This is a genomic window from Klebsiella sp. (genome assembly GCF_027492335.1).
Lineage (GTDB): Bacteria > Pseudomonadota > Gammaproteobacteria > Enterobacterales > Enterobacteriaceae > Klebsiella > Klebsiella huaxiensis.
In genome coordinates, this window is sequence record NZ_JAPUEW010000011.1 from 290449 (window position 1) to 313665 (window position 23217).

20 protein-coding genes and 1 rRNA gene are annotated in these 23217 nt (G+C 54.7%); 17 read left to right on the forward strand and 4 right to left on the reverse strand.

Going from position 1 to position 23217, the window contains the following annotated elements; genetic code table 11:
• Positions 1 to 38: 38 nt before the first annotated feature.
• From QVF11_RS05685 to trpS, 14 genes are all read left to right on the forward strand, one after another.
• Positions 39 to 1646 carry an acetaldehyde dehydrogenase (acetylating) gene (locus QVF11_RS05685; RefSeq protein WP_287855568.1) on the forward strand — a complete coding sequence of 536 codons (1608 nt, stop codon included), beginning with the start codon at positions 39 to 41 and terminating at the stop codon, positions 1644 to 1646.
• A 26-nt stretch (positions 1647 to 1672) separates the two neighbouring features.
• Complete coding sequence (locus QVF11_RS05690) at positions 1673 to 1930, forward strand: EutN/CcmL family microcompartment protein (RefSeq protein ID WP_287855570.1); 258 nt, start codon at positions 1673 to 1675, stop codon at positions 1928 to 1930.
• A 15-nt stretch (positions 1931 to 1945) separates the two neighbouring features.
• Positions 1946 to 3100 (forward strand): 1-propanol dehydrogenase PduQ, encoded by a 1155-nt coding sequence (locus QVF11_RS05695; RefSeq protein ID WP_287855572.1) that lies wholly within the window; start codon positions 1946 to 1948, stop codon positions 3098 to 3100.
• Between the two features lie 25 nt (positions 3101 to 3125).
• Positions 3126 to 6512 carry a choline trimethylamine-lyase gene (gene cutC, locus QVF11_RS05700; protein ID WP_287855574.1) on the forward strand — a complete coding sequence of 1129 codons (3387 nt, stop codon included), beginning with the start codon at positions 3126 to 3128 and terminating at the stop codon, positions 6510 to 6512.
• A gap of 57 nt (positions 6513 to 6569) precedes the next feature.
• Positions 6570 to 7517, forward strand: a complete 948-nt coding sequence (gene cutD, locus QVF11_RS05705; protein WP_287855576.1) for a choline TMA-lyase-activating enzyme — start codon at positions 6570 to 6572, stop codon at positions 7515 to 7517.
• 11 nt (positions 7518 to 7528) lie between these two features.
• On the forward strand, positions 7529 to 7993 hold the full coding sequence (locus tag QVF11_RS05710) for a BMC domain-containing protein (protein ID WP_142512571.1): 465 nt from the start codon (positions 7529 to 7531) through the stop codon (positions 7991 to 7993).
• Entirely contained in the window at positions 7990 to 8610 is a 621-nt protein-coding gene (locus tag QVF11_RS05715; RefSeq protein WP_112217334.1) for a phosphate propanoyltransferase, read from the forward strand. Before QVF11_RS05710 ends, QVF11_RS05715 begins: the two co-directional genes overlap by 4 nt.
• Before the next feature lie 12 nt (positions 8611 to 8622).
• Positions 8623 to 9309 carry a hypothetical protein gene (locus tag QVF11_RS05720; RefSeq protein ID WP_287855580.1) on the forward strand — a complete coding sequence of 229 codons (687 nt, stop codon included), beginning with the start codon at positions 8623 to 8625 and terminating at the stop codon, positions 9307 to 9309.
• A 19-nt stretch (positions 9310 to 9328) separates the two neighbouring features.
• Complete coding sequence (locus tag QVF11_RS05725) at positions 9329 to 9742, forward strand: DMT family transporter (protein ID WP_110277410.1); 414 nt, start codon at positions 9329 to 9331, stop codon at positions 9740 to 9742.
• Between the two features lie 17 nt (positions 9743 to 9759).
• Positions 9760 to 10089 (forward strand): DMT family transporter, encoded by a 330-nt coding sequence (locus tag QVF11_RS05730; protein WP_102804055.1) that lies wholly within the window; start codon positions 9760 to 9762, stop codon positions 10087 to 10089.
• Positions 10090 to 10337: 248 nt separating this feature from the next.
• On the forward strand, positions 10338 to 10433 hold the full coding sequence (tnaC, locus tag QVF11_RS05735; protein ID WP_004098218.1) for a tryptophanase leader peptide: 96 nt from the start codon (positions 10338 to 10340) through the stop codon (positions 10431 to 10433).
• A 123-nt stretch (positions 10434 to 10556) separates the two neighbouring features.
• Entirely contained in the window at positions 10557 to 11945 is a 1389-nt protein-coding gene (gene tnaA, locus QVF11_RS05740) for a tryptophanase (protein ID WP_287855586.1), read from the forward strand.
• A 337-nt stretch (positions 11946 to 12282) separates the two neighbouring features.
• Positions 12283 to 13539 (forward strand): tryptophan permease, encoded by a 1257-nt coding sequence (mtr, locus tag QVF11_RS05745; RefSeq protein ID WP_287855588.1) that lies wholly within the window; start codon positions 12283 to 12285, stop codon positions 13537 to 13539.
• Positions 13540 to 13746: 207 nt separating this feature from the next.
• Positions 13747 to 14754 carry a tryptophan--tRNA ligase gene (gene trpS, locus QVF11_RS05750; RefSeq protein ID WP_287855590.1) on the forward strand — a complete coding sequence of 336 codons (1008 nt, stop codon included), beginning with the start codon at positions 13747 to 13749 and terminating at the stop codon, positions 14752 to 14754.
• 142 nt (positions 14755 to 14896) lie between these two features.
• Here the strand turns inward: trpS and QVF11_RS05755 are convergent, their stop codons facing one another.
• Entirely contained in the window at positions 14897 to 16294 is a 1398-nt protein-coding gene (locus QVF11_RS05755) for a diguanylate cyclase (RefSeq protein WP_287855592.1), read from the reverse strand.
• 533 nt (positions 16295 to 16827) lie between these two features.
• Here QVF11_RS05755 and QVF11_RS05760 point away from each other — a divergent pair.
• Genes QVF11_RS05760 through QVF11_RS05770 form a run of 3 tightly spaced genes read left to right on the forward strand, consistent with a single transcriptional unit; the run spans position 16828 to position 21745 of the window.
• Entirely contained in the window at positions 16828 to 17895 is a 1068-nt protein-coding gene (locus QVF11_RS05760) for an HlyD family secretion protein (protein WP_287855594.1), read from the forward strand.
• Positions 17892 to 20621 (forward strand): ribosome-associated ATPase/putative transporter RbbA, encoded by a 2730-nt coding sequence (gene rbbA / locus QVF11_RS05765; protein WP_287855596.1) that lies wholly within the window; start codon positions 17892 to 17894, stop codon positions 20619 to 20621. Before QVF11_RS05760 ends, rbbA begins: the two co-directional genes overlap by 4 nt.
• Positions 20621 to 21745 (forward strand): ABC transporter permease, encoded by a 1125-nt coding sequence (locus QVF11_RS05770; RefSeq protein ID WP_112217325.1) that lies wholly within the window; start codon positions 20621 to 20623, stop codon positions 21743 to 21745. Before rbbA ends, QVF11_RS05770 begins: the two co-directional genes overlap by 1 nt.
• 34 nt (positions 21746 to 21779) lie before the next feature.
• Here QVF11_RS05770 and QVF11_RS05775 read toward each other — a convergent pair whose 3' ends face one another.
• From QVF11_RS05775 to rrf, 3 genes are all read right to left on the reverse strand, one after another.
• Entirely contained in the window at positions 21780 to 22097 is a 318-nt protein-coding gene (locus tag QVF11_RS05775) for a hypothetical protein (protein ID WP_112217324.1), read from the reverse strand.
• Positions 22098 to 22533: 436 nt separating this feature from the next.
• Positions 22534 to 22809, reverse strand: a complete 276-nt coding sequence (locus QVF11_RS05780) for a DUF2574 family protein (RefSeq protein WP_287855602.1) — start codon at positions 22807 to 22809, stop codon at positions 22534 to 22536.
• Positions 22810 to 23004: 195 nt separating this feature from the next.
• Positions 23005 to 23120: ribosomal RNA gene (gene rrf / locus QVF11_RS05785) — 5S ribosomal RNA — on the reverse strand.
• Between the last annotated feature and the right edge of the window lie 97 nt (positions 23121 to 23217).

Genomic DNA, 23217 nt, shown 5'->3' on the forward strand with positions numbered 1-23217 from the left:
CCCGTCTCCACTCTTTTAGTCTGATGAAGGATAGACTCATGATTGAACTGGATAACGATTTGCAGTCCCGGCAAAACGCCCGGGAGCTGGTGCGCAATGCCAAAAAGGCGCAGGCGATTCTGGCCACCTTTTCGCAGCAGCAAATCGACGCCATCGTGAAGAACGTGGCCCAGGAAGCGGCGCATCATGCCGAAGCGCTGGCGAAAATGGCCGCGGAAGAAACCGGTTTTGGCAACTGGCAGGACAAAGTGCTGAAGAACCGTTTCGCCTCGCTGCGCGTTTACGACGCCATCAAAGATATGAAGACCGTCGGCATCATTCATGACGATCAGGTGCAAAAGGTGATGGACGTGGGCGTGCCGCTGGGGGTGATTTGTGCGCTTGTGCCGTCCACCAACCCGACATCCACTGTTATCTACAAAACGCTGATCGCCCTGAAATCCGGTAACGCGATTATCTTCTCGCCGCATCCGGGCGCACGCCAGTGCAGCTGGAAAGCGATTGAAATCGTTAAACGCGCAGCCGAAGCGGCAGGCGCCCCGGCAGGTAGCGTCGACGCTATTAGTCAACTGACCCTCGAAGCCACTTCAGAACTGATGCACAGCAAAGACGTGTCGCTGATTCTGGCCACCGGCGGTGAAGGCATGGTACGCGCGGCCTACGCCTCCGGCACGCCGACCATCAGCGGTGGTCCGGGTAACGGCCCGGCGTTTATCGAACGCAGCGCTGATATTCACCATGCGGTGAAAGATATCATTACCAGCAAAACCTTCGATAACGGCGTGATCTGCGCCTCCGAGCAGTCAATCATCGTCGAACGCTGCATTTACGACGACGTTCACCGCGAACTGGAAGCCCAGGGCGCGTACTTTATGAACGAAAGCGAAGCGGCGAAAATGGCGGCCCTGCTGCTGCGCCCGAACGGCGCGATCAACCCGAAAACGGTCGGCAAAACCGCGCTGTATCTGAGCCAGATGGCCGGGTTCTGCGTTCCGGCCAGCACCCGCGTGCTGATTGCCGAACAGACCACGGTATCGCACTCCAACCCCTATTCGCGGGAAAAACTGTGCCCGGTCCTCGGCCTGTACGTGGAAGAAGACTGGAAAGCAGCCTGTCACCGCGTGGTGGAATTGCTGACCAACGAAGGCCTCGGCCACACGCTGGTGATCCACACCCGCAACCAGGACGTTATCCGCCAGTTCTGCCTCGAAAAACCGGTCAACCGCATCCTGATCAACACCCCGGCCGCGCTGGGCGGTATCGGCGCGACCACCAATATCACCCCGGCCCTGACTCTGGGCTGCGGCGCGGTAGGCGGCGGTTCCAGCTCCGACAACGTCGGACCGATGAACCTGCTCAACATCCGCAAAGTGGGCTACGGCGTACGCTCCATTGATGAACTGCGCGCCCCGAGCAGCCGCCCGGAACCGCAGCCCACCATCGTCAGTCCGGCGGATAACCCGAACCGCAGCATCTTTGACGACGATCGCTTTAACTCCCCGGCAGCTGTAGCGCCAGTGGCTCACGCCACCAGCAGCGCGGATGACCGTTTTGCTACCGCAGCGACCGCTGGCGCAGAAAGCGAGATCAACGAGCAAAACGTGGAGCGCGTCATCCGCCAGGTGCTGGAGCGCCTCGGTAAGTAACACATTGATATAAGGCGATAAAAACAATGATTCTCGCAAAGGTAGTTGGACATGTCGTCGCCACGCAGAAGTGCGATGAGCTACGGGGAAGCAACCTGCTGCTTATCACCAAATTAGATGATGACCAGCAGCCGATGAAAGACCAGACCTGGGTTGCCGTGGATAGCGTTGGTGCCGGTATGCACGACATCGTGCTGGCGGAAGAGTATCTGGCGCTCAACAAAGACCGCTACAGGGCCATGTCGGTGGTCGCCATTGTCGAGAACGTGTTTCGGGACGCTTAAGGAGTCAATAACCCAATGAGTGAATTTTTGCTGAAACCCCGGATCCGCTTTGGTCAGGACGCGCTTTCCATCCTGAACGAGCTGCCCGCCCGCAACGTGCTGCTGGTCACCGACCAGGCGATGGTCAAATTTGGCCTCGCCTCCCGCGTCACGCAGATCTTGCGCTCGCGCGGCATCGCTTTCCAGGTCTGGGACGACGTGGTCGCCGACCCGGATATCGCCACCGTGGTACGCGGGATGAAGCGGATGGATAACAGCTATCCGGATCTGGTTATCGCGCTAGGCGGCGGTTCGGTGATTGATGCAGCCAAAGCGGTTATTTTCGCCCTGGCGCAAACCCGTCCGGACGCTCACCGCGAGCCGCCTTGCTTCGTGGCAATCCCCACCACCAGCGGCACCGGTTCGGAAGTCACCGCCTTTTCGGTGGTGAAGGCCCACGCCGAGAAGCTGGTGCTGGTGGACCCGTCGTTGCTGCCGGATATCGCCATTCTCGACCCCGCGCTGGTGGCTTCGGTGCCGCCCGCAATCACCGCCGATACCGGAATGGACGTGCTGTGCCATGCGCTGGAGGCCTATGTCTCCCGCGCCGCCAGCGACTTTTCCGATGCGCTGGCAGAGAAAGTGGTGCAGCAGGTGTTTCGCTACCTGCCGAGCTGCTGGCGCAACGGTCACGATCTGCTGGCAAGGGAAAAAATGCACAACGCCTCCTGCATGGCGGGCATGGCCTTCACCAACGCGTCACTCGGCATCACCCACAGCCTGGCCCACGCGCTCGGCGGCGTGTTTCGCGTCCCCCACGGTCGCGCCAACGCGTTGCTGATGGCGGACGTGGTGGCCTGGAATGCTGATTATCAAGGGCTGTGCGATACCGATGCGGCCCGCAAATACGCCCGATTAGCCCATCTGCTGGACCTGCCTGCGACCACGACCCGCCAGGGCGTCGCCAGCCTGCTGGTCGCCATTCAGGCGCTAAAAGACGAAATGACTATGCCGGCCGGCATTGGTGATACCGGCGTCGATGCCGGTGATTTCGAACAGCGGCTGGCAGAGATGGTCGGCCAGGCGCTACGCGACAGCTGTACCCCGACGAACCCACGCGCGCCGGACGCTCACGCATTAACCGAACTCTATCGCCGGGCGTGGACCGGTAACGCCGTTCAGGGCCACTGATAACAAGATTTGGAGAACCTTACCCATGGCACACTACAGCTTAACGCCGCGCGTCAAAGTGTTGGCAGAACGTTTACTCTCACAAAAAAGCACCCTGTGCACCGAACATGCCACCACGCTGAGCGCCCTTGATGGTGATATCGCGGGCATTCCCGCCGCCGTCAAACCGGCGCGCCGTTTCTATGAGCTGATGCGCCAGCTGCCGCTGTGCATCAGCGCCGACGAACTGATCGTCGGTAACCAGACCCGCAAGCCGCACGGGGCAATTTTCCACGACGAAAGCGCCGCCCGCCGCCCGTCCGCCTTCCAGTTCCTCAACCTGAACAGCGACCTCGATTCGCCGGACTACAAGCTGGTGGTCGAAAAAGGCGTGCTGGCGATTAAACACCAACTGGAAGAGAAAACCCGCGCACTGGGCAGCGCCGTCAGCCGCAGCGGCATGGACGAAGTTAACGGATGTCGTGCAGCGATTTACGCCTGCGATGCCCTGATGGCGCTGGCGCAAAACCTGGCTAATAGCGCAGAACAACTGGCCGCCGCGGAAACCAACGCTTACCGCAAGGCTGAGTTGTTAGAGAGCGCCGCTATTCTGCACCACGTTCCGGCCCATCCGGCGCGCAGCTTTAAAGAAGCCTGCCAGGCGTTCTACCTGTTCCAGCTGGCGCTGCAGCTGGACAACGGCAGCTACGCCGTCAACCCGGAAGGGGCCGATAAAGCCCTGCTGCCTTACTACCAGCACGATATCAACAGCGGCGCGCTGTCTCAGCAGCAGGCGTATGAAATCGTCGAGTCTTTATGGTTCAAACTGGCTGAACTCAGTGAAGTCCGCTCCGCCTGCGCTATCGACGGCTACCCGATGTTCGATGCCATGCTGCACGGCGCAAGCCTTGAGAATGCGCGCATCAACGAACTCTCTGACATGTTCCTCAGCGCCCAGCAAAACCTCAGCGCTCTGCATCTGCCGGTACGTTTGTTCAAGGGTGTACAGCACATTTCTGCCACCCCGTTTGCCGCCACCAGCGAGACGCCAGCAGCGGAAGGTTTAACACCGCGTATGCAGCGCCTGCGCAATCACTACCTCACCGTGCGTCCGAGCGTCTCTATCTACCGCGCGCTGGCCTTTACCGAAGTGGTGAAAGCCAATCCGGGGATGCCGACCATTCTGCTGCGCGCCAAAGCCTTTCGCCACGCCTGCGAAACCGCGCCGATTCTGATTCAGGACGATGAGCTAATCGTCGGCCATCCGTGCGGCAAACCGCGTGCGGGCGCGTTCTCGCCGGATATCGCCTGGCGCTGGGTCCGCGACGAGCTCGACACCATGAGCACCCGTCCACAGGATCCGTTTGAGATTAGCGAAGAAGATAAAAAGACCATCCGCGAAGAGATCGTGCCGTTCTGGGAAGGCCGCTCGCTGGATGAGATCTGTGAAGCGCAGTACCGTGAAGCGGGCGTGTGGGCGTTCAGTGGCGAAACCTTCGTCAGCGACCTCTCCTATCATCAGATCAACGGCGGTGGCGATACCTGCCCGGGCTACGACGTGCTGCTGTTCACCAAAGGGATGAACGGCATTAAAGCCGACGCCGAAGCGCATCTCGCCAACCTGAGCATGGAAAATCCGGAAGATATCGACCGTATTTACTACTACAAAGCGGCGATTGAAACCTGCGAAGGGGTGATTAACTACTCTCACCGCATCGCCGCGCGCGCCCGTGAACTGGCAGCCATCGAGCAGAACGCCCAGCGTCGCGTCGAGCTGCTGACCATCGCCGAAGTGAACCAGAACGTCCCGGCTAACCCGCCGAAAACGCTGCAGGAAGCACTGCAAAGCATCTGGACCGTGGAATCACTGTTTGAAATCGAAGAGAACCAGACCGGCCTGTCGCTGGGCCGCGTCGACCAGTACTGCTACCCGATGTTCGAAGCCGATATCCGCGAAGGCCGCCTGACTCACGATAGCGCGCTGGAGATGATGCAGGCGTTTATCATCAAGTGCGCCGAACTGATGTGGATGTCCAGCGAGCTGGGGGCGAAATATTTTGCCGGTTATCAGCCGTTTATCAACCTGACCGTCGGCGGCCAGAAGCGTTCCGGCGGCGATGCCTGTAACGATCTGACGTACCTGATTATGGACGCCGTGCGCTTTGTGAAGGTTTACCAGCCGTCGCTGGCCTGCCGTATTCACAACCAGTCGCCGCAGAAGTATATGGAAAAAATCGTCGATGTGGTGAAAGCGGGTATGGGCTTCCCGGCCTGTCACTTCGATGACTCGCATATCAAGATGATGCTGCGCAAAGGCTTCGATTTCGAAGATGCCCGCGACTACTGCCTGATGGGTTGCGTGGAACCGCAGAAATCCGGCCGCATCTACCAGTGGACATCAACCGGCTATACCCAGTGGCCAATCGCCATTGAGTTCGTCCTCAACCGTGGCCGGATGGTGCTGTTTGACAGCTATCAGGGGCTGGATACCGGCGACCTGCGCGACCTGCGCACCTTCGAGGAATTCGACGCGGCGGTGAAACAGCAGATTGCCCACATCGTGCGCCTGTCCGCAATCGGTACGGTCATCAGCCAACGCGTACACCGCGACGTGGCGCCGAAGCCGCTAATGTCGTTGCTGGTGGAAGGCTGCATGGAAAAAGGCAAAGACGTGGCTGCCGGTGGCGCGATGGTCAACCACGGTCCGGGGCTAATCTTCTCCGGTCTGGCGACCTACGTCGACTCCCTCGCCGCGATCCGCAAGCTGGTGTATGAAGATAAAAAATACACCCTTGAGCAGATGCGTGACGCGATGCTGGCCAACTTCGAAGGCTTTGAAGGCCTGCGCCGCGACTGCCTGAACGCGCCCAAGTACGGTAACGACGATAACTACGTAGACCAGTACGCGCTGGATATCACCGAGTGGACCGAGCGCGAGTGCCGTAAATACCAGATGCTCTACTCCACATTAAGCCACGGCACCTTGTCTATCTCAAACAATACGCCAATTGGCGAGCTGACCAACGCCACGCCAAACGGCCGCCTGGCGTGGATGCCGCTCTCCGATGGTATCAGCCCGACTCAGGGCGCGGATAAGCAGGGTCCGACGGCGATCATCAAGTCAGTGAGCAAAATGAACGTCGAAACCATGAACATCGGCATGGTGCACAATTTCAAGTTCCTCAAAGGGCTGCTGGACACTCCAGAAGGACGCCATGGCTTGATTACTCTGCTGCGCACCGCGTCGATTCTTGGCAACGGCCAGATGCAGTTCAGCTATGTCGATAACGAAGTGCTGAAAAAAGCGCAGCAGGAGCCGGAAAAATACCGTGACCTGATCGTCCGCGTGGCGGGCTATAGCGCCTACTTCGTGGAACTGTGCAAAGAAGTTCAGGACGAGATTATCAGCCGTACGGTGATTGAGAAGTTCTGATAAAAAACACGGACGTATTTGGACACGGATGTCCCGATCGTATTTCTGGAGGTAAATGTGAGCGCAAAACAAGAATTAACCGGGCGAATTTTCAATATTCAGAAATATTCGATTTATGACGGTGATGGAATTCGCACGCTGGTTTTTTTTAAAGGCTGCAATATACGCTGCCCGTGGTGCGCTAACCCGGAAGGGCTCAATAGCCAGTTTCAGGTGATGTTTTCGCAGGATAAATGTATTAACTGCGGCGACTGCGTCAACGTCTGCCCGGCAGGTATTCACTATCGGGCAGAAGAGAATGGCGAAATGAAGCACTTCGTCAACCGCAATAAAGACTGTATTGGCTGTCGTAAGTGCGAAGAAATTTGCACCCAGAGCGCGCTGGATATTATGGGCAAAGATGTCACTGTCAGCGAACTGATGGAGATAATCATGCAGGATTATGATTTTTATATCGCTTCCGGCGGCGGCGTCACCATCGGCGGTGGCGAGATGAGCCTGCAAACCGATTTTGCCGTCGCCTTATTTAGCGAATGCAAAAAGATGATGCTCAATACCGCCGTGGAAACTCAGGGCACCACCCCGCTGGCTAATTATCAAAAGCTGGCGCCGGTAACCGATACCTTCCTGTTCGATATTAAGCAAATTAATAGCGAGCACCATAAAGCCTTATTTGGGATTGGCAACGAAGGGATTCGCCGCAATCTGGAATGGTTGGTTGATTCGGGCGCTAACGTGATTGTGCGGATGCCTTTGGTGCGCGGCTATAACGACTCATTCGATGCGATTACCGGGGCCATTGATTATGTGCAAAAACTGGCAAAGCGCGGGAATATCCGCCGCATCGACATGCTGCCGTACCACCAGCTCGGGCGCAAAAAATATGAGCGTCTGGAGATGCCCCACCCCATTACCCAGGACCCGACTTATTCCGCCGATGAGTTAGACAGGCTGGAAACGTTCTTCACGCAGTTTGATTTTGATATTCGCTTAGTTCGCCACTAAAGGAGCCGATAATGAAAAGTTTAGGCGTAATTGAAACGCGAGGGTTAGTTGCCGCCGTTCAGGCCGTGGACGCCGCCTGTAAAAGCGCAGGCGTGACCTGCATCGGCTACCGCAAGGTCGGTTCAGGGCTGGTGAGCGTCTGCTTTGAAGGGGAAATCAGCGCGATTCACACCGCCATCGAGCGCGGCGTGGCCGTCGCTATCGCTATCGATCCGCAGGCCCGCTCGCTGGTGATCGCCCGCCCTGAGCGCAGCGTGGTCGAAGCCCTGAGCAGTTTAAAAGGCCACCCGCCGCGCGCTGAGGTCCCTGTTACCGCACCGGTTGAGGCTGAAGTCCCGGTTGATGTTAAATCCGACGAGCCGCTCCCGACGGAAAAAAAGGACGCGGAAGAACCCGTCGCCCCGCCCACAGCGCAAGCCGCACCGGTCCCGTCGGAAGATAAAAGCCCGGCGATGAGGAAAGGGAAGAAGGCATGATTGATACTCTGCTACATGAAAAAATCGCCGCCCGCCTGAGCCATGTTTCTCCGGCTATCCCGGTCGGCATTTCTAACCGCCATGTGCATCTGGCGCAGCAGGACGTCGAAGCCCTGTTCGGCAAGGGTTATGTCCTGACGCCGTTTAAGCCGTTGCGTCAGCCGGGACAGTTCGCCGCCCAGGAGTGCGTCACCGTGGTCGGTCCGAAAGGCTCGCTGACCAACGTTCGCGTCCTCGGCCCGACCCGTCCGGTTTCGCAGCTGGAAATATCCCGTGCCGACTGCTTTACCCTAGGCGTCAAAGCGCCGGTGCGCGAATCAGGCCAACTGGAGAACGCGGGCAGTGCGCTGCTGATAGGCCCTGCTGGCCACGTTGAACTTCGCTCTCAGGTGATCTGCGCCTGGCGGCATATTCATATGTCACCGCAGGACGCCCGCCAGTTGAACGTCGCTAACGGTCAAAAGGTTAGCGTGCGCAGCGACGGCGAGCGCCAGCTGACTTTCGATGAAGTGGTGGTGCGGGTGCGCGAAGACTTTGCGCTGGAGTTTCATATTGATACCGAAGAGGCCAACGCCGCCGGATTGAAAAACGGCGCGCAGGTCACGCTCATCGGGTAACGGAGGCTCGCCATGACCGACGAACAGATTGAATGCCTCGTTGAACGCATTATCCAGCGCCTGAAACCGCCGGTACTGGTAATGGTGACCGCCGCGACGGGATATCGGCATGCCATTCGCCAGCGGCTGGCTGGCTGCGGCGAAAGTCTGCATCTTGTGCTGGATAGCGGGATTGACGACGGCGAGCAGTGGCAGGCTCTCGGTAAAACGCTGCCTGCGGCCGACTGGCAAGATACGCTGCATTTGGTCCCGTACAAAGCGCTGCTGTTGCCGTTTCTCGATTATCCGCTGGCAGCAGATCTGGTGAATGGCTCCCTACACAATCCGCTTGCCCGGCGCGTACATGACGCCCTGCTGAGCGGCCTGCCGGTGCTGGCACTACGCTATCACTGCGACCCTGGCAGCGAACTGAACCAGCTGCTGGGCGCGCAGCCGGATACCGCTTACGCCGGGCATATGCAGGCCACGCTGGCCCGCCTGGCGGACTGCGGCGTCACGCTGTGTACCATGAATGAGCTGCTGGAAAGACTGGCGTCAGGTTGCGAAGCAGCACCGGTTCTGACGAGTACTACGCGGCGTTATCTCACTGTCACAGACGTGGTGAATAATCCGGCGCTGGCCTGCGCACCCGAAGCTCAGCTGACCGATGCCGCTATCGATTTTTTAAAAAACAGAAAAAAAGAACCTTACCTTAAATAGTAAACCCGGAGTTTAACTTATGTCTTCAAAAACAAAGTGTTGGCTATGGATGTTGTTGGTTATTGTTTCCGAAACCTCAGCCACGTCCACGCTCAAAATGTTCGGTAGCAGTGAAGGTACCACCAAAATACTGCTGCTCGGGCTGCTGATTGTTCTCTATTGCACCTGCTACTACTCGCTGTCACGGGCGGTCAAAGATATCCCTGTTGGCCTGGCCTACGCCACCTGGTCCGGCACCGGCATTCTGGTCGTCTCCACCCTGGGTATGGCTTTCTACGGTCAGCACCCGGACACCGCCGCCATTATCGGCATGGCAATCATCGCCAGCGGCATTGTGATCATGAACCTGTTTTCCAAAATGGGCAGCGAAGAGAGCGCGGAAGCGCCTGCAGAGCCGGTCGCTTCATCTATGGACAAAAAAGTCGCCAACTAACAGGAAAGGAAAAGCATATGTTTAATCTCGGATTTTTATGGCTGGCGCTGTCTATCGGCTCCGAAATTACCGGTACGTCGATGATCAAAAAGACTAACGGCTTTAGCAAACTAGCCCCGTCAGTATTAGTGATTTGCGCCTATGGGCTATGCTATTTCGCCCTCACCCGTGCGATGAGCACCATTCCGGTGGGCGTTGCCTACTCGCTGTGGTGCGGCTTTGGCATCGTCGGCGTCACGATTTGCTCAATGATCCTCTATAAACAAAAACCGGATATCCCGGCAATCCTCGCCATGGTGCTGATTATTTCCGGCGGCATCATTATGAACGTCTTCTCCAGTATGTAAGCCCCGCTAGCGCCTTCATTTATTGCTATGAAGGCGCTAAAAACCGCAATAAATAAGCCGTTTCCGCCGCAATAAAAAACAAAAAAACATTGCCAGCTAATCAAATAATCAATAACGCTAAAAATACGACAAGCGTCAAGTTTTTATACTCTGCTTCTCCATAAATAATTTTTTGTGATTTCAATCGTGGTTATTTTCTCATTTTACCCTATTTTTATCACACCCCTTCACCTACAGAGGACGATGTAATGACGCAAAAATCGATTTATCGCCTCATTGCCCAGGGCGGCCTGGACGACTGGTATAATCTCGATCACCGTATCTCCAACGACTTCCCGCGTTAATTCTCCGCTGCTGTTCACTTTAGAAAAAAATTAAATCAATACTGCGTTGAGTCGCTATTTGTTGCGCCTGTTATTTATCGCCAAATAGCTAAACGCGGCACAGCATCCCCATGGAGAAAATAAATGAAACGTATCCCTGAGCCGTTCCGTATTAAAATGGTCGAAAATATTCGCATGACCACCTTTGATGATCGCGTCAAAGCCCTGGAAGAAGCGGGATATAACCCGTTTTTACTCAATAGCCAGGACGTTTATATCGACCTGCTGACCGACTCCGGTACCGGAGCAATGAGCGACCATCAGTGGGCTGGCCTGATGATGGGCGACGAGGCTTATGCCGGGTCGCGCAACTATCAGCACCTGTGTGAAAAGGTCAAAGAGATCATTGGCTATCCGTATACCATTCCGACCCACCAGGGGCGCGGCGCGGAGCAGATTTTATTCCCGAGCCTGATTGCCCGCCGCAAGTCGGCGCATCCGGTATTTATTTCTAACTTCCACTTCGACACCACCGCCGCCCACGTTGAACTCAACGGCGCAAAAGCGATTAACGTAGTGACGCCAAAAGCCTTCGATACCACCTCGTGGTACGACTGGAAAGGTAATTTCGATATTGATTTGCTGAAAGCGACCATTGCCGAGCACGGCGCGGAAAACGTCGCGGCGATTATTACTACCGTTACCTGTAATAGCTCCGGCGGTCAGCCGGTGTCGCTGGCCAATATGCGCGAGGTGTACCAAATTGCCCGCCAGAATAATATTCCAGTGGTTATCGACTCCGCTCGCTTCTGCGAAAATGCCTGGTTTATCAAACAGCGCGAAGAGGGCTACGCGGATAAATCGGTGAAAGAGATTATTCTCGAGATGTACAAATACGGCGATATGCTGACCATGTCCGCTAAGAAAGACCCGATGGTCAATATTGGCGGGCTGTGCTGCTTCCGCGACGACGAGGACTTATTTAACGAAGTGCGCATCCGCTGCGTACCGATGGAAGGCTTCGTCACCTACGGCGGCCTGGCAGGACGCGATATGGAAGCGCTGGCTATTGGTCTGGAAGAAGGGACCAACGAAGATTACCTCGCTTATCGCATCAATCAGGTGGAATACCTCGGCGAGCGCCTGCGCGAAGGCGGCATTCCGATTCAGTATCCGACCGGCGGCCATGCGGTATTCGTCGACGCCAAACTGCTGCTGCCGCATATCCCAGCCGAGCAGTTCCCGGCCCACGCGCTGAATAACGAGCTGTACCTGGAAGCGGGTATTCGCAGCGTGGAAATCGGCTCGCTGCTACTAGGCCGCGACCCGGAAACCGGCAAGCAGAAAGCGTCGCCGATGGAGCTGCTGCGCTTGACCATTCCGCGTCGCGTTTATACCAACGATCATATGGACTACATCGCTGATGCGCTGATCGCCGTTAAGGCCCGAGCCTCCACGATTAAGGGGCTGACCTTTACCTATGAGCCGCCGGTACTGCGCCACTTCGTCGCGAGACTGAAGCCGGTGAAATAACCCAAGCCCTCGGCGCTCTCGCAACGGGAGCGCCTTAAACTTCAAATAACGACTAATTAGCTCAATCACTCGGGTTGCGCCTGGGTAGCCGTTTGCCCGCAGCCCGTTATCTGTACCCTAAATAATTCGAGTTGCAGAAAGGCGGCAAGAGAGTGACAAATTCGTCGGGAACGAATTTGACCAGCCGAAGGCTGGCCTCCGGTGAGAGGCAGGAGCCTCTCATTAATCCCCAGGAGCTTACTGAAGTAAGTGACTGGGGTGAGTGAACGCAGCCAACACGTCTGCAGCTTGAAGTATGACGGGTATAATAATTATAGCCACGTGAGGACTACACCTTATGGCTACATTATCGGTCTCAAAAGCGGTCTCAACAAATACGCCGTCGCTGATTGGCGGGGCAATGATTATCGGCGGCACCATTATTGGCGCAGGCATGTTCTCTTTACCAGTGGTGATGTCCGGAGCCTGGTTTTTCTGGTCGCTGCTGGCGCTTATATTTACCTGGTTTTGTATGTTGCATTCCGGATTAATGATTCTGGAAGCAAACCTGAATTATCATATTGGCGCCAGCTTCGACACGATTACTAAAGATTTACTGGGTAACGGCTGGAATATTATTAACGGACTTACCGTCGCCTTCGTATTATATATTTTGACCTACGCCTATATATCCGCCAGCGGTTCGGTTATCCAGCATACTTTTGCGCAAATGAATCTCGCGGTACCGGCACGCTTAGGCGGGCTGGCGTTCGCACTGGTGGTCGCCTTTATTGTCTGGCTGAGCACCAAAGCGGTAAGCAGGATGACCACCATCGTGCTGGGCGCCAAAATCCTCACCTTCTTTATGACCTTCGGCGGGCTGATGTGGCACGTCGAGCCCGCGATTCTGTTTAACCGAACGGAAGCCAACGCATCATATTTGCCCTACGTGCTGATGACGCTGCCGTTCTGCCTGGCCTCATTTGGCTATCACGGTAACGTCCCCAGCCTGATGAAGTATTACGGTAAAGATCCGCTAATCATTCGCCGCTGCCTGCTGCTTGGCACGCTGATGGCGCTGGTGCTGTATATCATCTGGTTGGTCGGTACCATGGGCAATATTCCGCGCCCGGCGTTTATCGATATTGCCGAGAAAGGCGGCAACATTGATGTGCTGGTGCAGACCTTAAGCGGCCTGCTGAACAGCTCCACGCTGGATTTACTGCTCACCGTCTTTTCCAACTTTGCCGTCGCTAGTTCGTTTCTGGGCGTGACGCTCGGCCTGTTTGATTATCTGGCGGATCTATTTAAGTTCGACGACTGCCCTCAAGGGCGTTTTAAAACCGCACTGGTCACCTTTGTGCCGCCGATTGTCGGTGGGCTGCTGTGGCCAAACGGGTTTATTTACGCCATCGGCTTCGCCGGTCTCGCCGCCACCGTGTGGGCCGCTATCGTTCCCGCCTTGCTCGCACGCGCCTCGCGAAAACGGTTCGGTAGCCCAACCTATCGGGTATGGGGCGGCAACGCCATGATTATCCTGATTTTATGCTTCGGCGGTGCTAACGCGATAATCCATATTTTATCCAGCTTTAACCTGCTGCCGGTTTATCGTTAAGTGAAAAAACCGCTTTTACTGCCGCCGCTTTTCGTGGCAGGATAAAAAGATGAACAGAAACGTTGTCGTAACTCACCCTTGTCGTTGGTGGCTGCCTGCATAACAGGCGGCATGATTTAACGTTTCCCATATTCAGAGCCGCCGGAAGGCGGCTTTGTTGTTTCTGAGTGGCGCCTTTCGGCTTAATCGCAGTATAAGGAGTCACTCATGAGTACAACACAAACTATTCTGACCGGCGACCGTCCAACCGGCCAGCTGCACCTCGGCCACTACGTCGGTTCCCTGCGCCAGCGCGTGCAGCTCCAACATGACCACCAGCAATTTATCCTTGTTGCTGACCTGCAAGGGCTGACCGATAACGGCAGCAATCCGCAAAAAATCAGCAGTAACATCTTTGAAGTGATGGCGGATTATCTGGCGGTCGGCATCGACCCGCAGAAGACAATCATCTGCCTGCAATCAGCCCTACCAGCGCTGGCGGAGCTCAGCACGCTATATATGAATATCGTCACCGTCGCCCGCGTTGAGCGTAATCCGACGGTCAAAAACGAAATCGCCCAGAAAGGATTTTCTCGCTCGCTGCCGGTGGGCTTTCTGGCCTATCCCATCAGCCAGGCCGCCGATATCAGCGCCTTTAAAGCCGAGCTGGTGCCTGTTGGAGATGACCAACTGCCGATGATCGAACAGACCAACGAGATCGTGCACAAAATGAATAGCCTGACAACGGAGCCAGTCTTACGACACTGCAAGGCGCTACTCAGCGACGTCAGCCGCCTGCCGGGCATCGATGGCAACGCCAAAATGTCGAAATCGCTGGGAAATACGCTCACGCTTTCGGCCAGCGAAGAGGAGATTCATCGTGCGGTCAGCGCCATGTACACCGATCCGAATCACCTGCGAGTTGCCGAGCCGGGCCAGATTGAAGGTAACGTGGTCTTTACTTATCTCGACGCCTTTCATCCTGATAAAACGTTGGTTGCCGATATGAAAGCACACTATCAGCGTGGTGGTCTTGGGGACCGGCAGTGCAAGAATGAGTTGGAGTCCTGTTTACAGGAACTGCTGGCACCGATACGCGAGCGCCGGGCGACCTATATTCAGGATAAAGGCATGTTGCTGGAACTGCTGCGCCGGGGAAGCGAGCGGGCGCACCAGTTGACTCAACAAACGCTGCATGAGGTGAAACGAGGTCTGGGATTACCGGTGTTGTTTTGAGAGTCAGAGATATCTTCGCAGGCTCCACGAGCTCACGGCCGGGTGGCGGCAGACGCCTTACCGGGGCTACGGGTTCCCAGCCGTCTGCGGACTGGTAGCCCGGACAGGCGCAACGCGCCGCCTCCGGGAAGAAGTCAGCCGCTTAATTGCCGCCGCCTTCATGCATCTTCACACAATTTCGCCCATCACGTTTGGCGACATACAGCGCGCTGTCGGCGTCGCGCAGCAGCAGATTGTAATCCGGATGACCGGTGTGGACGGCGTAGCCAATGCTGGCGGTAATCGAAATTTCGGTCTCAGCGCCGACGCTAAACGCCAGTTGGCTGATTTTTTTACGCAGCCGCTCGAGGATAGTAAAGGCTTCCGCTGCGCCGGTTTCCACCAGCACCAGCAGAAACTCCTCGCCGCCGTAGCGGAAAATGTAGTCACTGGAACGAATGTTATCGCTGAGCAGCTCCGCAACGTGCTTGATCGCCCGGTCACCGACCATATGACCCCAGCTGTCGTTAATTTCTTTAAAGTGGTCAATATCAATAATCGCCACCGTCATCGGCAGCTCATACTCCATCGCCAGCGTCACTTCATGCTTAAGGACCACCGGCAGGTAGCGGCGATTCAACAGGCTGGTCAGCGTATCTTTGCCGCTTTGCATCTGCGACAGGCTACTAAACAGAACTCCAAGCTGGCTACCAATCTGCTGACAATGGATATGGATACCCTGTAGCAGACTTTGCGTATTTTTATACTCTGAATCGTCTGACGAAGATTTCCAGGCGGATAACAGGGCATCCACCTTGCTAATTAAGTCGGCGATTTCCTGCATTTGCGGATTTTTGTTAAAATAACGCACGCATTTATGGCGGAACCACAGGCCAAACTCCGACTCAGATAATAACGCTCCGTTAATATCCGTTTTATTATCGCTGACAATATTAAAAATAGCGGTATTTTCCCATCCTGAGAGCGAAGCCTGCTGTTTGCCATATTCCAGAGGCACATTATCCATCAGGCTATACAGGCGGTACGCCTCTTCATTTTTCGTCGCCCGATAGTGCGACAAGGTGTAGGCGTGGCACATCATTTCGACTGCCATATTAATAGCCATAATGGCGTAGTAGATGGCGGCGACGCTGGTCTCGCGGTCAATCTCGCTGTCGCGGATATTTTCAATCAGCCCGGCCTTAAGCTGACGAGCGCCCCGCAGAACGGCCTCAGCCGGAATACCAATGCGCGAATGGATACTGCCTATCAGGTACTGCCGCTCCGCCAGCGCTTGCAGATTTTCCTTCTCGCTCATCAGGATATCTTTCACCCACCCTGCCAGCGAGTTGCTTAACCGCTCCTGGACTAAATCATAGGTGAGGTGCCTGGCGATATCCGGGTCCTGGAAAATAAAGTCATAAAAACGGGTCGCTAACGCCTCCGCCTGCTGCTCAGCAATATTTTTAAGCACCGACTTCACTTCTGGCGTCAGGCTGTCGTACAGCGGCAACCATTCCTTAAAAATAATGGAGATATATTTTTGGCTTTCATCTTTCATTGAATAAAGCGCTCGCCTGGCGTTAGTCTATTTTCAGGGCCGAAGATCATACAACAGTTCTTCTGCAGCAACCAGATTAAAAATGCGCCAGCTACCCGCCAATAATACCCTCTGGTTATTAGCGTTAAGGAATGGCTTATAAGTATGATGATTTAATGAAAAACGATGAAGATTGTATGAGCAAAGCCCGGAGCATTAAACCCAATAAGCATCATGGGTAATATTGCCTCATCGTGCCTCAGCTGTTTTTTTATGTTAACTCTACGACAAGTCCATGTTTTGTATATGGACATATTTGTTGCGGGTGTTAGTATTGCATTGACGGTAGCAATAAATATGCGTGTTTCATTTAAGGCGAGGATTGCTGATGATGACCACATTAATCGCACCTCTTTCTGACCGGTTAGCAGCGCTGAAGGCGTCATGCGCCGGTTGGCCTTATCCCCCATACCTTCCTTTCCTGGAGAGACGATACTTCGCTATGCGGAGGAGAAACGCGCACCACTCAGCAAATGGAACAAAGCGAGTCGCGTATGGACAAAATCAAACGGCGTTGGGCAGTCTACGTTATTGGTTTACTGGTGGTGATTGCCGCCGCCGCATGGTGGATGCTGCGCCCACCGGGACTCCCGGCAGGCTTTGCCAGCAGCAACGGTAGAATTGAAGCCACAGAGGTCGATATCGCCACCAAAACCGCCGGACGTATCGATACCATTCTGGTCAAAGAAGGGCAGTTTGTCCGCCAGGGTGAAGTCTTAGCCCGCATGGATATCCGGGTGCTCAACGAACAACGGCTGGAAGCCGCCGCGCAAATTAAAGAAGCTGAAAGTTCGATTGCCGCAGCGAAGGCGCTACTCGACCAGCGTCAAGGCGAAATGCGCGCCGCTGAGGCGGTCGTGAAGCAGCGGCAGGCTGAATTAAACTCCGCCGCCAAACGCCACGGCCGTTCCAGCACACTCTCACAGCGCGGCGCGGTCTCCGCTCAGCAGCTTGATGACGACCTGGCGGCGGCGGAAAGCGCCAGAGCAGCGCTGGAATCAGCAAAAGCCCAGGTCTCTGCTGCCAGAGCGGCTATTGAGGCGGCAAGAACCAGCATTATTCAGGCACAAACCCGCGTTGAAGCAGCTCAGGCCACAGAGCGGCGGATTATCGCCGATATCGACGATAGCGAACTGAAAGCGCCACGTGATGGCCGCATTCAGTACCGTGTTGCTGAACCGGGAGAAGTGCTGGCGGCAGGCGGACGGGTGCTGAATATGGTCGACTTGTCCGATGTCTACATGACCTTCTTCCTGCCGACCGAACAGGCGGGCCTTTTGGCGCTCGGCAGCGAAGCACGCATTATCCTCGATGCCGCACCGAATCTGGTTATTCCTGCCAATATCAGTTTTGTCGCCAGCGTGGCGCAGTTTACCCCCAAAACGGTGGAAACCAGCGATGAACGGCTGAAGCTGATGTTCCGCGTCAAAGCCCGCATTCCGCCTGAGCTGCTGGAACAGCATCTTGAGTATGTGAAAACCGGCCTGCCCGGTATGGCCTGGGTGCGTCTGGATAACCAGCAGGCGTGGCCTGAAGCGCTGACGGTGAGGTTGCCACAATGAACACAGTCGCCCGCCTGGATAACGTCAGTCAGCACTTTGGCGCAACCACCGCGCTAAAAGACATTACGCTGAGCATTCCCGCCCGCTGTATGGTGGGCCTGATCGGGCCAGACGGCGTCGGCAAGTCCAGCCTGCTGTCATTAATTTCCGGCGCACGGGTCATTGAGCACAGCAATGTGGTCGTGCTCGGCGGCGACATGAGCGATGTTCGCCACCGCCAGGATGTGTGTCCGAAAATTGCCTGGATGCCTCAGGGGCTAGGGAAGAACCTCTACCATACCCTGTCGGTCTATGAAAACGTCGACTTCTTTGCCCGCCTGTTTGGTCATGATAAAGCCGAGCGCGAAAACCGAATCAATGAGCTTTTGCAAAGTACCGGTCTGGCACCGTTTCGCGACCGTCCGGCGGGGAAGCTCTCCGGCGGAATGAAGCAAAAGCTTGGCCTGTGCTGCGCGCTCATTCACGACCCACAGTTGCTGATCCTTGATGAACCAACCACGGGCGTCGATCCTCTCTCCCGCGCGCAGTTTTGGGATCTGATCGACAGCATTCGCCAGCGCCAGCCAGAGATGAGCGTGCTCGTCGCCACGGCCTATATGGAAGAGGCGGAGCGCTTTGACTGGCTGGTCGCCATGAATGCGGGGGAAATACTGGCGACCGGCAGCGCAGAAGAGCTAAAAGTGCAAACGGCGAGCCAGACGCTGGAGCAGGCATTTATTGCCCTGCTTCCCGAAGCCCAGCGCCTGGCGCATAAAGAGGTGATCATTCCACCGCGCAACGCAGAGGAGAGCGAAATAGCCATTGAAGCTCGCGGCCTGACGATGCGCTTTGGCAATTTTGTCGCCGTTGATCACGTGAACTTTCGTATCGCCCGCGGCGAAATCTTCGGTTTCCTCGGCTCCAACGGCTGCGGTAAATCAACAACCATGAAAATGCTGACCGGGCTGCTGCCGGCCAGCGAAGGAGAAGCCTGGCTATTTGGCCAACCGGTCGACCCGAAGGATATTGAAACCCGCCGCCGAGTTGGCTATATGTCGCAGGCCTTTTCCCTCTACAGTGAACTGACCGTTAGGCAAAACCTCGAACTGCATGCCCGGCTGTTCCATATTCCGGATGCGGAGATCCCCGGTCGGGTCGCCGAAATGAGCCAGCGTTTTATGCTGCAAGAGGTTGAAGATACCCTGCCCGCCTCGCTGCCGTTAGGTATTCGGCAGCGGCTATCGCTGGCGGTCGCGGTCATTCACCGTCCGGAAATGTTAATTCTTGATGAACCCACATCCGGCGTCGATCCCGTGGCCCGGGATATGTTCTGGCAACTGATGGTCGATCTGGCTCGTCAGGATCGAGTGACGATTTTTATCTCCACCCACTTTATGAATGAAGCCGAGCGCTGCGATCGCATTTCGTTGATGCATGCCGGCAAAGTGCTGGCCAGCGATACGCCGCAGGCGCTGGTCGAACAGCGCGGGTCGGCCAGCCTCGAAGAGGCCTTTATCGCCTGGCTACAGGAGGCAGCAGATGCCGCACAGCCGCCTGCTGCTGAGGCTGCGCCGATTCCCATGATTGAACACAAAACCGAAACCATTGCACCACGTCAGGCGTTTAGCTTGCGCCGCCTGTTTAGCTACAGCCGTCGCGAAGCGCTGGAGCTACGTCGCGATCCGGTACGATCGACCCTGGCATTGCTGGGGACGGTGATCCTGATGTTTATTATGGGCTATGGGATCAGTATGGACGTCGAGGATCTGCGATTTGCGGTACTCGACCGCGATCAAACCGTCAGCAGCCAGGGCTGGTCGCAGAATATCGCCGGTTCACGCTACTTCATCGAACAGCCGCCGTTGCAAAGCTATAGCGAACTGGACAGAAGAATGCGCGACGGCGAACTGGCGGTGGCAATCGAGATTCCGCCTAATTTTGGACGCGATATTGCCCGGGGGACACCGGTGCAAATCGGTGTATGGGTGGACGGCGCGATGCCAAACCGCGCGGAGACAGTACGCGGCTACGTGCAGGCAATGCATCTGACCTGGCTCCAGGAAATGGCCGGTCGTCAGGCTAGCCCTAATCGCGATACTTCACTGATTTCAATAGAAACCCGCTATCGCTATAACCCGGACGTGAAGAGTTTGCCGGCGATTGTTCCAGCGGTTATTCCGCTACTGTTGATGATGATCCCGGCGATGCTTAGCGCGCTCAGCGTGGTACGTGAGAAAGAGCTTGGCTCAATTATCAATTTGTACGTGACGCCAACCACCCGCAGCGAATTTCTGCTGGGCAAACAGGTGCCGTATATCGTGCTGGGGATGTTCAACTTCTTCCTGCTCTGCGCGCTGTCGGTATTTGTCTTTGGCGTGCCGCATAAAGGGAGCTTTCTGACGCTAACGCTGGCCGCACTGCTCTATGTCACTATTGCCACCGGGCTTGGCCTGCTGATCTCAACCTTTATGAAAAGCCAAATTGCGGCGATTTTCGGTACCGCAATTATTACGCTTATCCCGGCAACGCAGTTCTCGGGGATGATCGACCCCGTCGCCTCGCTGGAAGGGCCGGGCCGCTGGATTGGCCAGATTTATCCAACCAGCCACTTTCTGACCATTGCGCGAGGAACGTTTTCCAAAGCGCTAAATCTTACGGACCTGTGGGCATCCTTCATACCACTGCTTATTGCGGTTCCGCTGGTGCTGGGCCTGAGTGTGTGGCTGCTGAAAAAACAGGAGGGATAATGCGCGGATTACGCAATATTTATAATTTAGGCATGAAAGAGCTACGCAGCCTGCTTGGCGATAAGGCGATGCTGACATTAATTGTCTTCGCCTTTACCATCTCGGTTTACTCCTCCGCTACCGTTATGCCGGGATCGTTACATTTAGCCCCCATCGCTATTGCGGATATGGATAAATCTCAGCTCTCATCGCGTATTATCAACGGCTTTTATCGGCCCTGGTTTTTACCCCCTGAGCTGATTACCGCAGATGAAATGGACGCCGGGCTGGATGCCGGGCGTTACACTTTCGCGATCAATATTCCCCCTAACTTCCAGCGCGATGTATTGGCAGGACGTCAACCGGAACTACAGGTTAACGTTGACGCGACGCGAATGAGCCAGGCGTTTACCGGCAATAGCTATATCCAGAATATTGTCACCGGTGAGGTAAACAGCTTTGTCGCCCGCTACCGGGATAACAGTTCGCTACCGGTTGAGCTGGCCGTCAGGATGCGTTTTAACCCGAACCTGGAGCAGGAACGTTTCGGTGCCGTCATGGCGATAATCAACAATATTACCATGCTGGCCATCGTGCTTACCGGCTCGGCGCTGATACGTGAGCGGGAACATGGCACTGTGGAGCACCTGCTGGTGATGCCAGTGACGCCGTTTGAAATCATGATGGCAAAGATCTGGTCAATGGGTTTGGTGGTGCTGGTCGTTTCTGGATTATCGCTTATATTGATGGTCCAGGGAGTGTTGCAGGTGCCGATTGAAGGCTCTATACCGCTGTTTATGCTTGGAGTAGCTCTGAGCCTGTTTGCTACTACCTCAATTGGAATATTTATGGGAACCGTGGCCCGCTCGATGCCGCAGCTAGGGCTATTGATGATTCTGGTACTGCTGCCACTTCAGATGCTATCCGGGGGATCAACGCCAAGAGAAAGTATGCCGCAGGCGGTGCAGGACATCATGCTCACGATGCCGACAACCCATTTCGTCAGTCTGGCGCAGGCGATTCTGTATCGAGGCGCAGATTTTGCGATTGTCTGGCCGCAGTTTCTGACGCTGCTGGCTATCGGTGGCGTATTTTTTACGATTGCACTGCTGCGTTTTCGTAAGACTATCGGCGAGATGGCCTGAGTTTATGCCGCTACCGCTGGTAGCGGCTATCAATTTATTTATTGCGGTTCATAAAGCGACGCAGTAGCCAGGTAAACCCCATAGCCATGCTGAACAGAATGACCAGCAGCAGCACCCAACAGACCGAGATTCGCAGTAACGTACTCATAGTCATAAATGGCTGAAGATACACGGTAAATGAGTGCTCAACAGGTTTTCTCAGCAGCATCATTATCCCATCAGCTAACCAGACAAGCGCCCGACAAACCAACCAGATGATAGCTGGCCAACAGAGCAAAACCAGAAAGGTGAAGCGCTCTTGTATATATTTTATAAGTTGGCGCAAAGGAGGCCAGTTGATCAGAATTTTCATTTATATTCTCATATTGCCAGCCGGTAACATGCATTATTCGTCTGAAGACGTTACCGGGTTAGCTTCCATACAGGCAATGCACCCTATATTTTTATCAAATTTGAATTAACTTAAACCAGATCGAGTTAACAAAGTGTTAAGAACACTAAGTCATTTGCCTGAAAAAGTCCAGCCATTATAGCCATTACTATGTATAGAATGAGAATATCGCATCAGTTTGTTAATATAATTACATTAACGCAACTGAATATTTTAATAAAACTTACGGCCAATTTAATTTAAACAAAACATTAAGGAATGGGTTTGTATTTATTTAAATTATATTAATAAAATTCAAATAATAAATAAAATAATCCTCACTCAATGAGTTTATTCATTTCATTACTTGTTGGGTGGTTATTTTCCGATAAAAATGATGTTGAAGTGAAGATTTCCCTTAATCGTAACTACTAACGATAACCTTTCGGGTTAAATCCCCTGGAACATTAACTGTTTTGGTGACTATACCACGCGAAATAGAAGAAACATACTTCACATCAACAGGATACAAGTCATGACTGCATGACTGTCGCAGTTGCCCGGCAACAATATCAGTATGACAGGTAAATGATACAACTTGCCCAGTGATGGTGAGTGTTGCGGTATCAGCAGCAAAAGCAACTGAACTCACTCCATGAGCTAAAGTCAAAATCCCAATCAGCGCCATTTTCATTGGTTTTGTAGCTCGTAACAGGATAGTAATAGAAAGATAGAAGCAAAGTGATGATAAAACCAGACGTTATAAAAGGAATATAGTCATGCTGTAGTGCCAGATAAAATATTCATGCCACCAACTGACTTGAAGATTTCTCATACCATAAAAACGCAAAAAGCCCATCCTGTCGGATGGGCTCTTCACTTAATTAATGCCTGGCAGTTCCCTACTCTCACATGGGGAGACCCCACACTACCATCGGCGCTACGGCGTTTCACTTCTGAGTTCGGCATGGGGTCAGGTGGGACCACCGCGCTGTCGCCGCCAGGCAAATTCTGTTTATCTGTATCAAGCTGAATTTCTCTCAAACCCGCCAAAACATCTTCGGCGTTGTAAGGTTAAGCCTCACGGTTCATTAGTACCGGT

Bases quoted from the DNA above. Each gene is read 5' to 3' on its own strand.
- tnaC (WP_004098218.1), top strand. From the start codon at position 10,338: ATGACGCAAAAATCGATTTATCGCCTCATTGCCCAGGGCGGCCTGGAC.
- QVF11_RS05695 (WP_287855572.1), top strand. From the start codon at position 1,946: ATGAGTGAATTTTTGCTGAAACCCCGGATCCGCTTTGGTCAGGACGCG.
- QVF11_RS05775 (WP_112217324.1), bottom strand. From the start codon at position 22,097: ATGAAAATTCTGATCAACTGGCCTCCTTTGCGCCAACTTATAAAATAT.
- QVF11_RS05760 (WP_287855594.1), top strand. From the start codon at position 16,828: ATGGACAAAATCAAACGGCGTTGGGCAGTCTACGTTATTGGTTTACTG.
- QVF11_RS05710 (WP_142512571.1), top strand. From the start codon at position 7,529: ATGAAAAGTTTAGGCGTAATTGAAACGCGAGGGTTAGTTGCCGCCGTT.
- tnaA (WP_287855586.1), top strand. From the start codon at position 10,557: ATGAAACGTATCCCTGAGCCGTTCCGTATTAAAATGGTCGAAAATATT.
- rbbA (WP_287855596.1), top strand. From the start codon at position 17,892: ATGAACACAGTCGCCCGCCTGGATAACGTCAGTCAGCACTTTGGCGCA.
- QVF11_RS05755 (WP_287855592.1), bottom strand. From the start codon at position 16,294: ATGAAAGATGAAAGCCAAAAATATATCTCCATTATTTTTAAGGAATGG.
- QVF11_RS05780 (WP_287855602.1), bottom strand. From the start codon at position 22,809: ATGAAAATGGCGCTGATTGGGATTTTGACTTTAGCTCATGGAGTGAGT.
- mtr (WP_287855588.1), top strand. From the start codon at position 12,283: ATGGCTACATTATCGGTCTCAAAAGCGGTCTCAACAAATACGCCGTCG.
- QVF11_RS05715 (WP_112217334.1), top strand. From the start codon at position 7,990: ATGATTGATACTCTGCTACATGAAAAAATCGCCGCCCGCCTGAGCCAT.
- cutC (WP_287855574.1), top strand. From the start codon at position 3,126: ATGGCACACTACAGCTTAACGCCGCGCGTCAAAGTGTTGGCAGAACGT.
- QVF11_RS05690 (WP_287855570.1), top strand. From the start codon at position 1,673: ATGATTCTCGCAAAGGTAGTTGGACATGTCGTCGCCACGCAGAAGTGC.
- QVF11_RS05720 (WP_287855580.1), top strand. From the start codon at position 8,623: ATGACCGACGAACAGATTGAATGCCTCGTTGAACGCATTATCCAGCGC.
- trpS (WP_287855590.1), top strand. From the start codon at position 13,747: ATGAGTACAACACAAACTATTCTGACCGGCGACCGTCCAACCGGCCAG.
- QVF11_RS05730 (WP_102804055.1), top strand. From the start codon at position 9,760: ATGTTTAATCTCGGATTTTTATGGCTGGCGCTGTCTATCGGCTCCGAA.
- QVF11_RS05685 (WP_287855568.1), top strand. From the start codon at position 39: ATGATTGAACTGGATAACGATTTGCAGTCCCGGCAAAACGCCCGGGAG.
- QVF11_RS05770 (WP_112217325.1), top strand. From the start codon at position 20,621: ATGCGCGGATTACGCAATATTTATAATTTAGGCATGAAAGAGCTACGC.
- QVF11_RS05725 (WP_110277410.1), top strand. From the start codon at position 9,329: ATGTCTTCAAAAACAAAGTGTTGGCTATGGATGTTGTTGGTTATTGTT.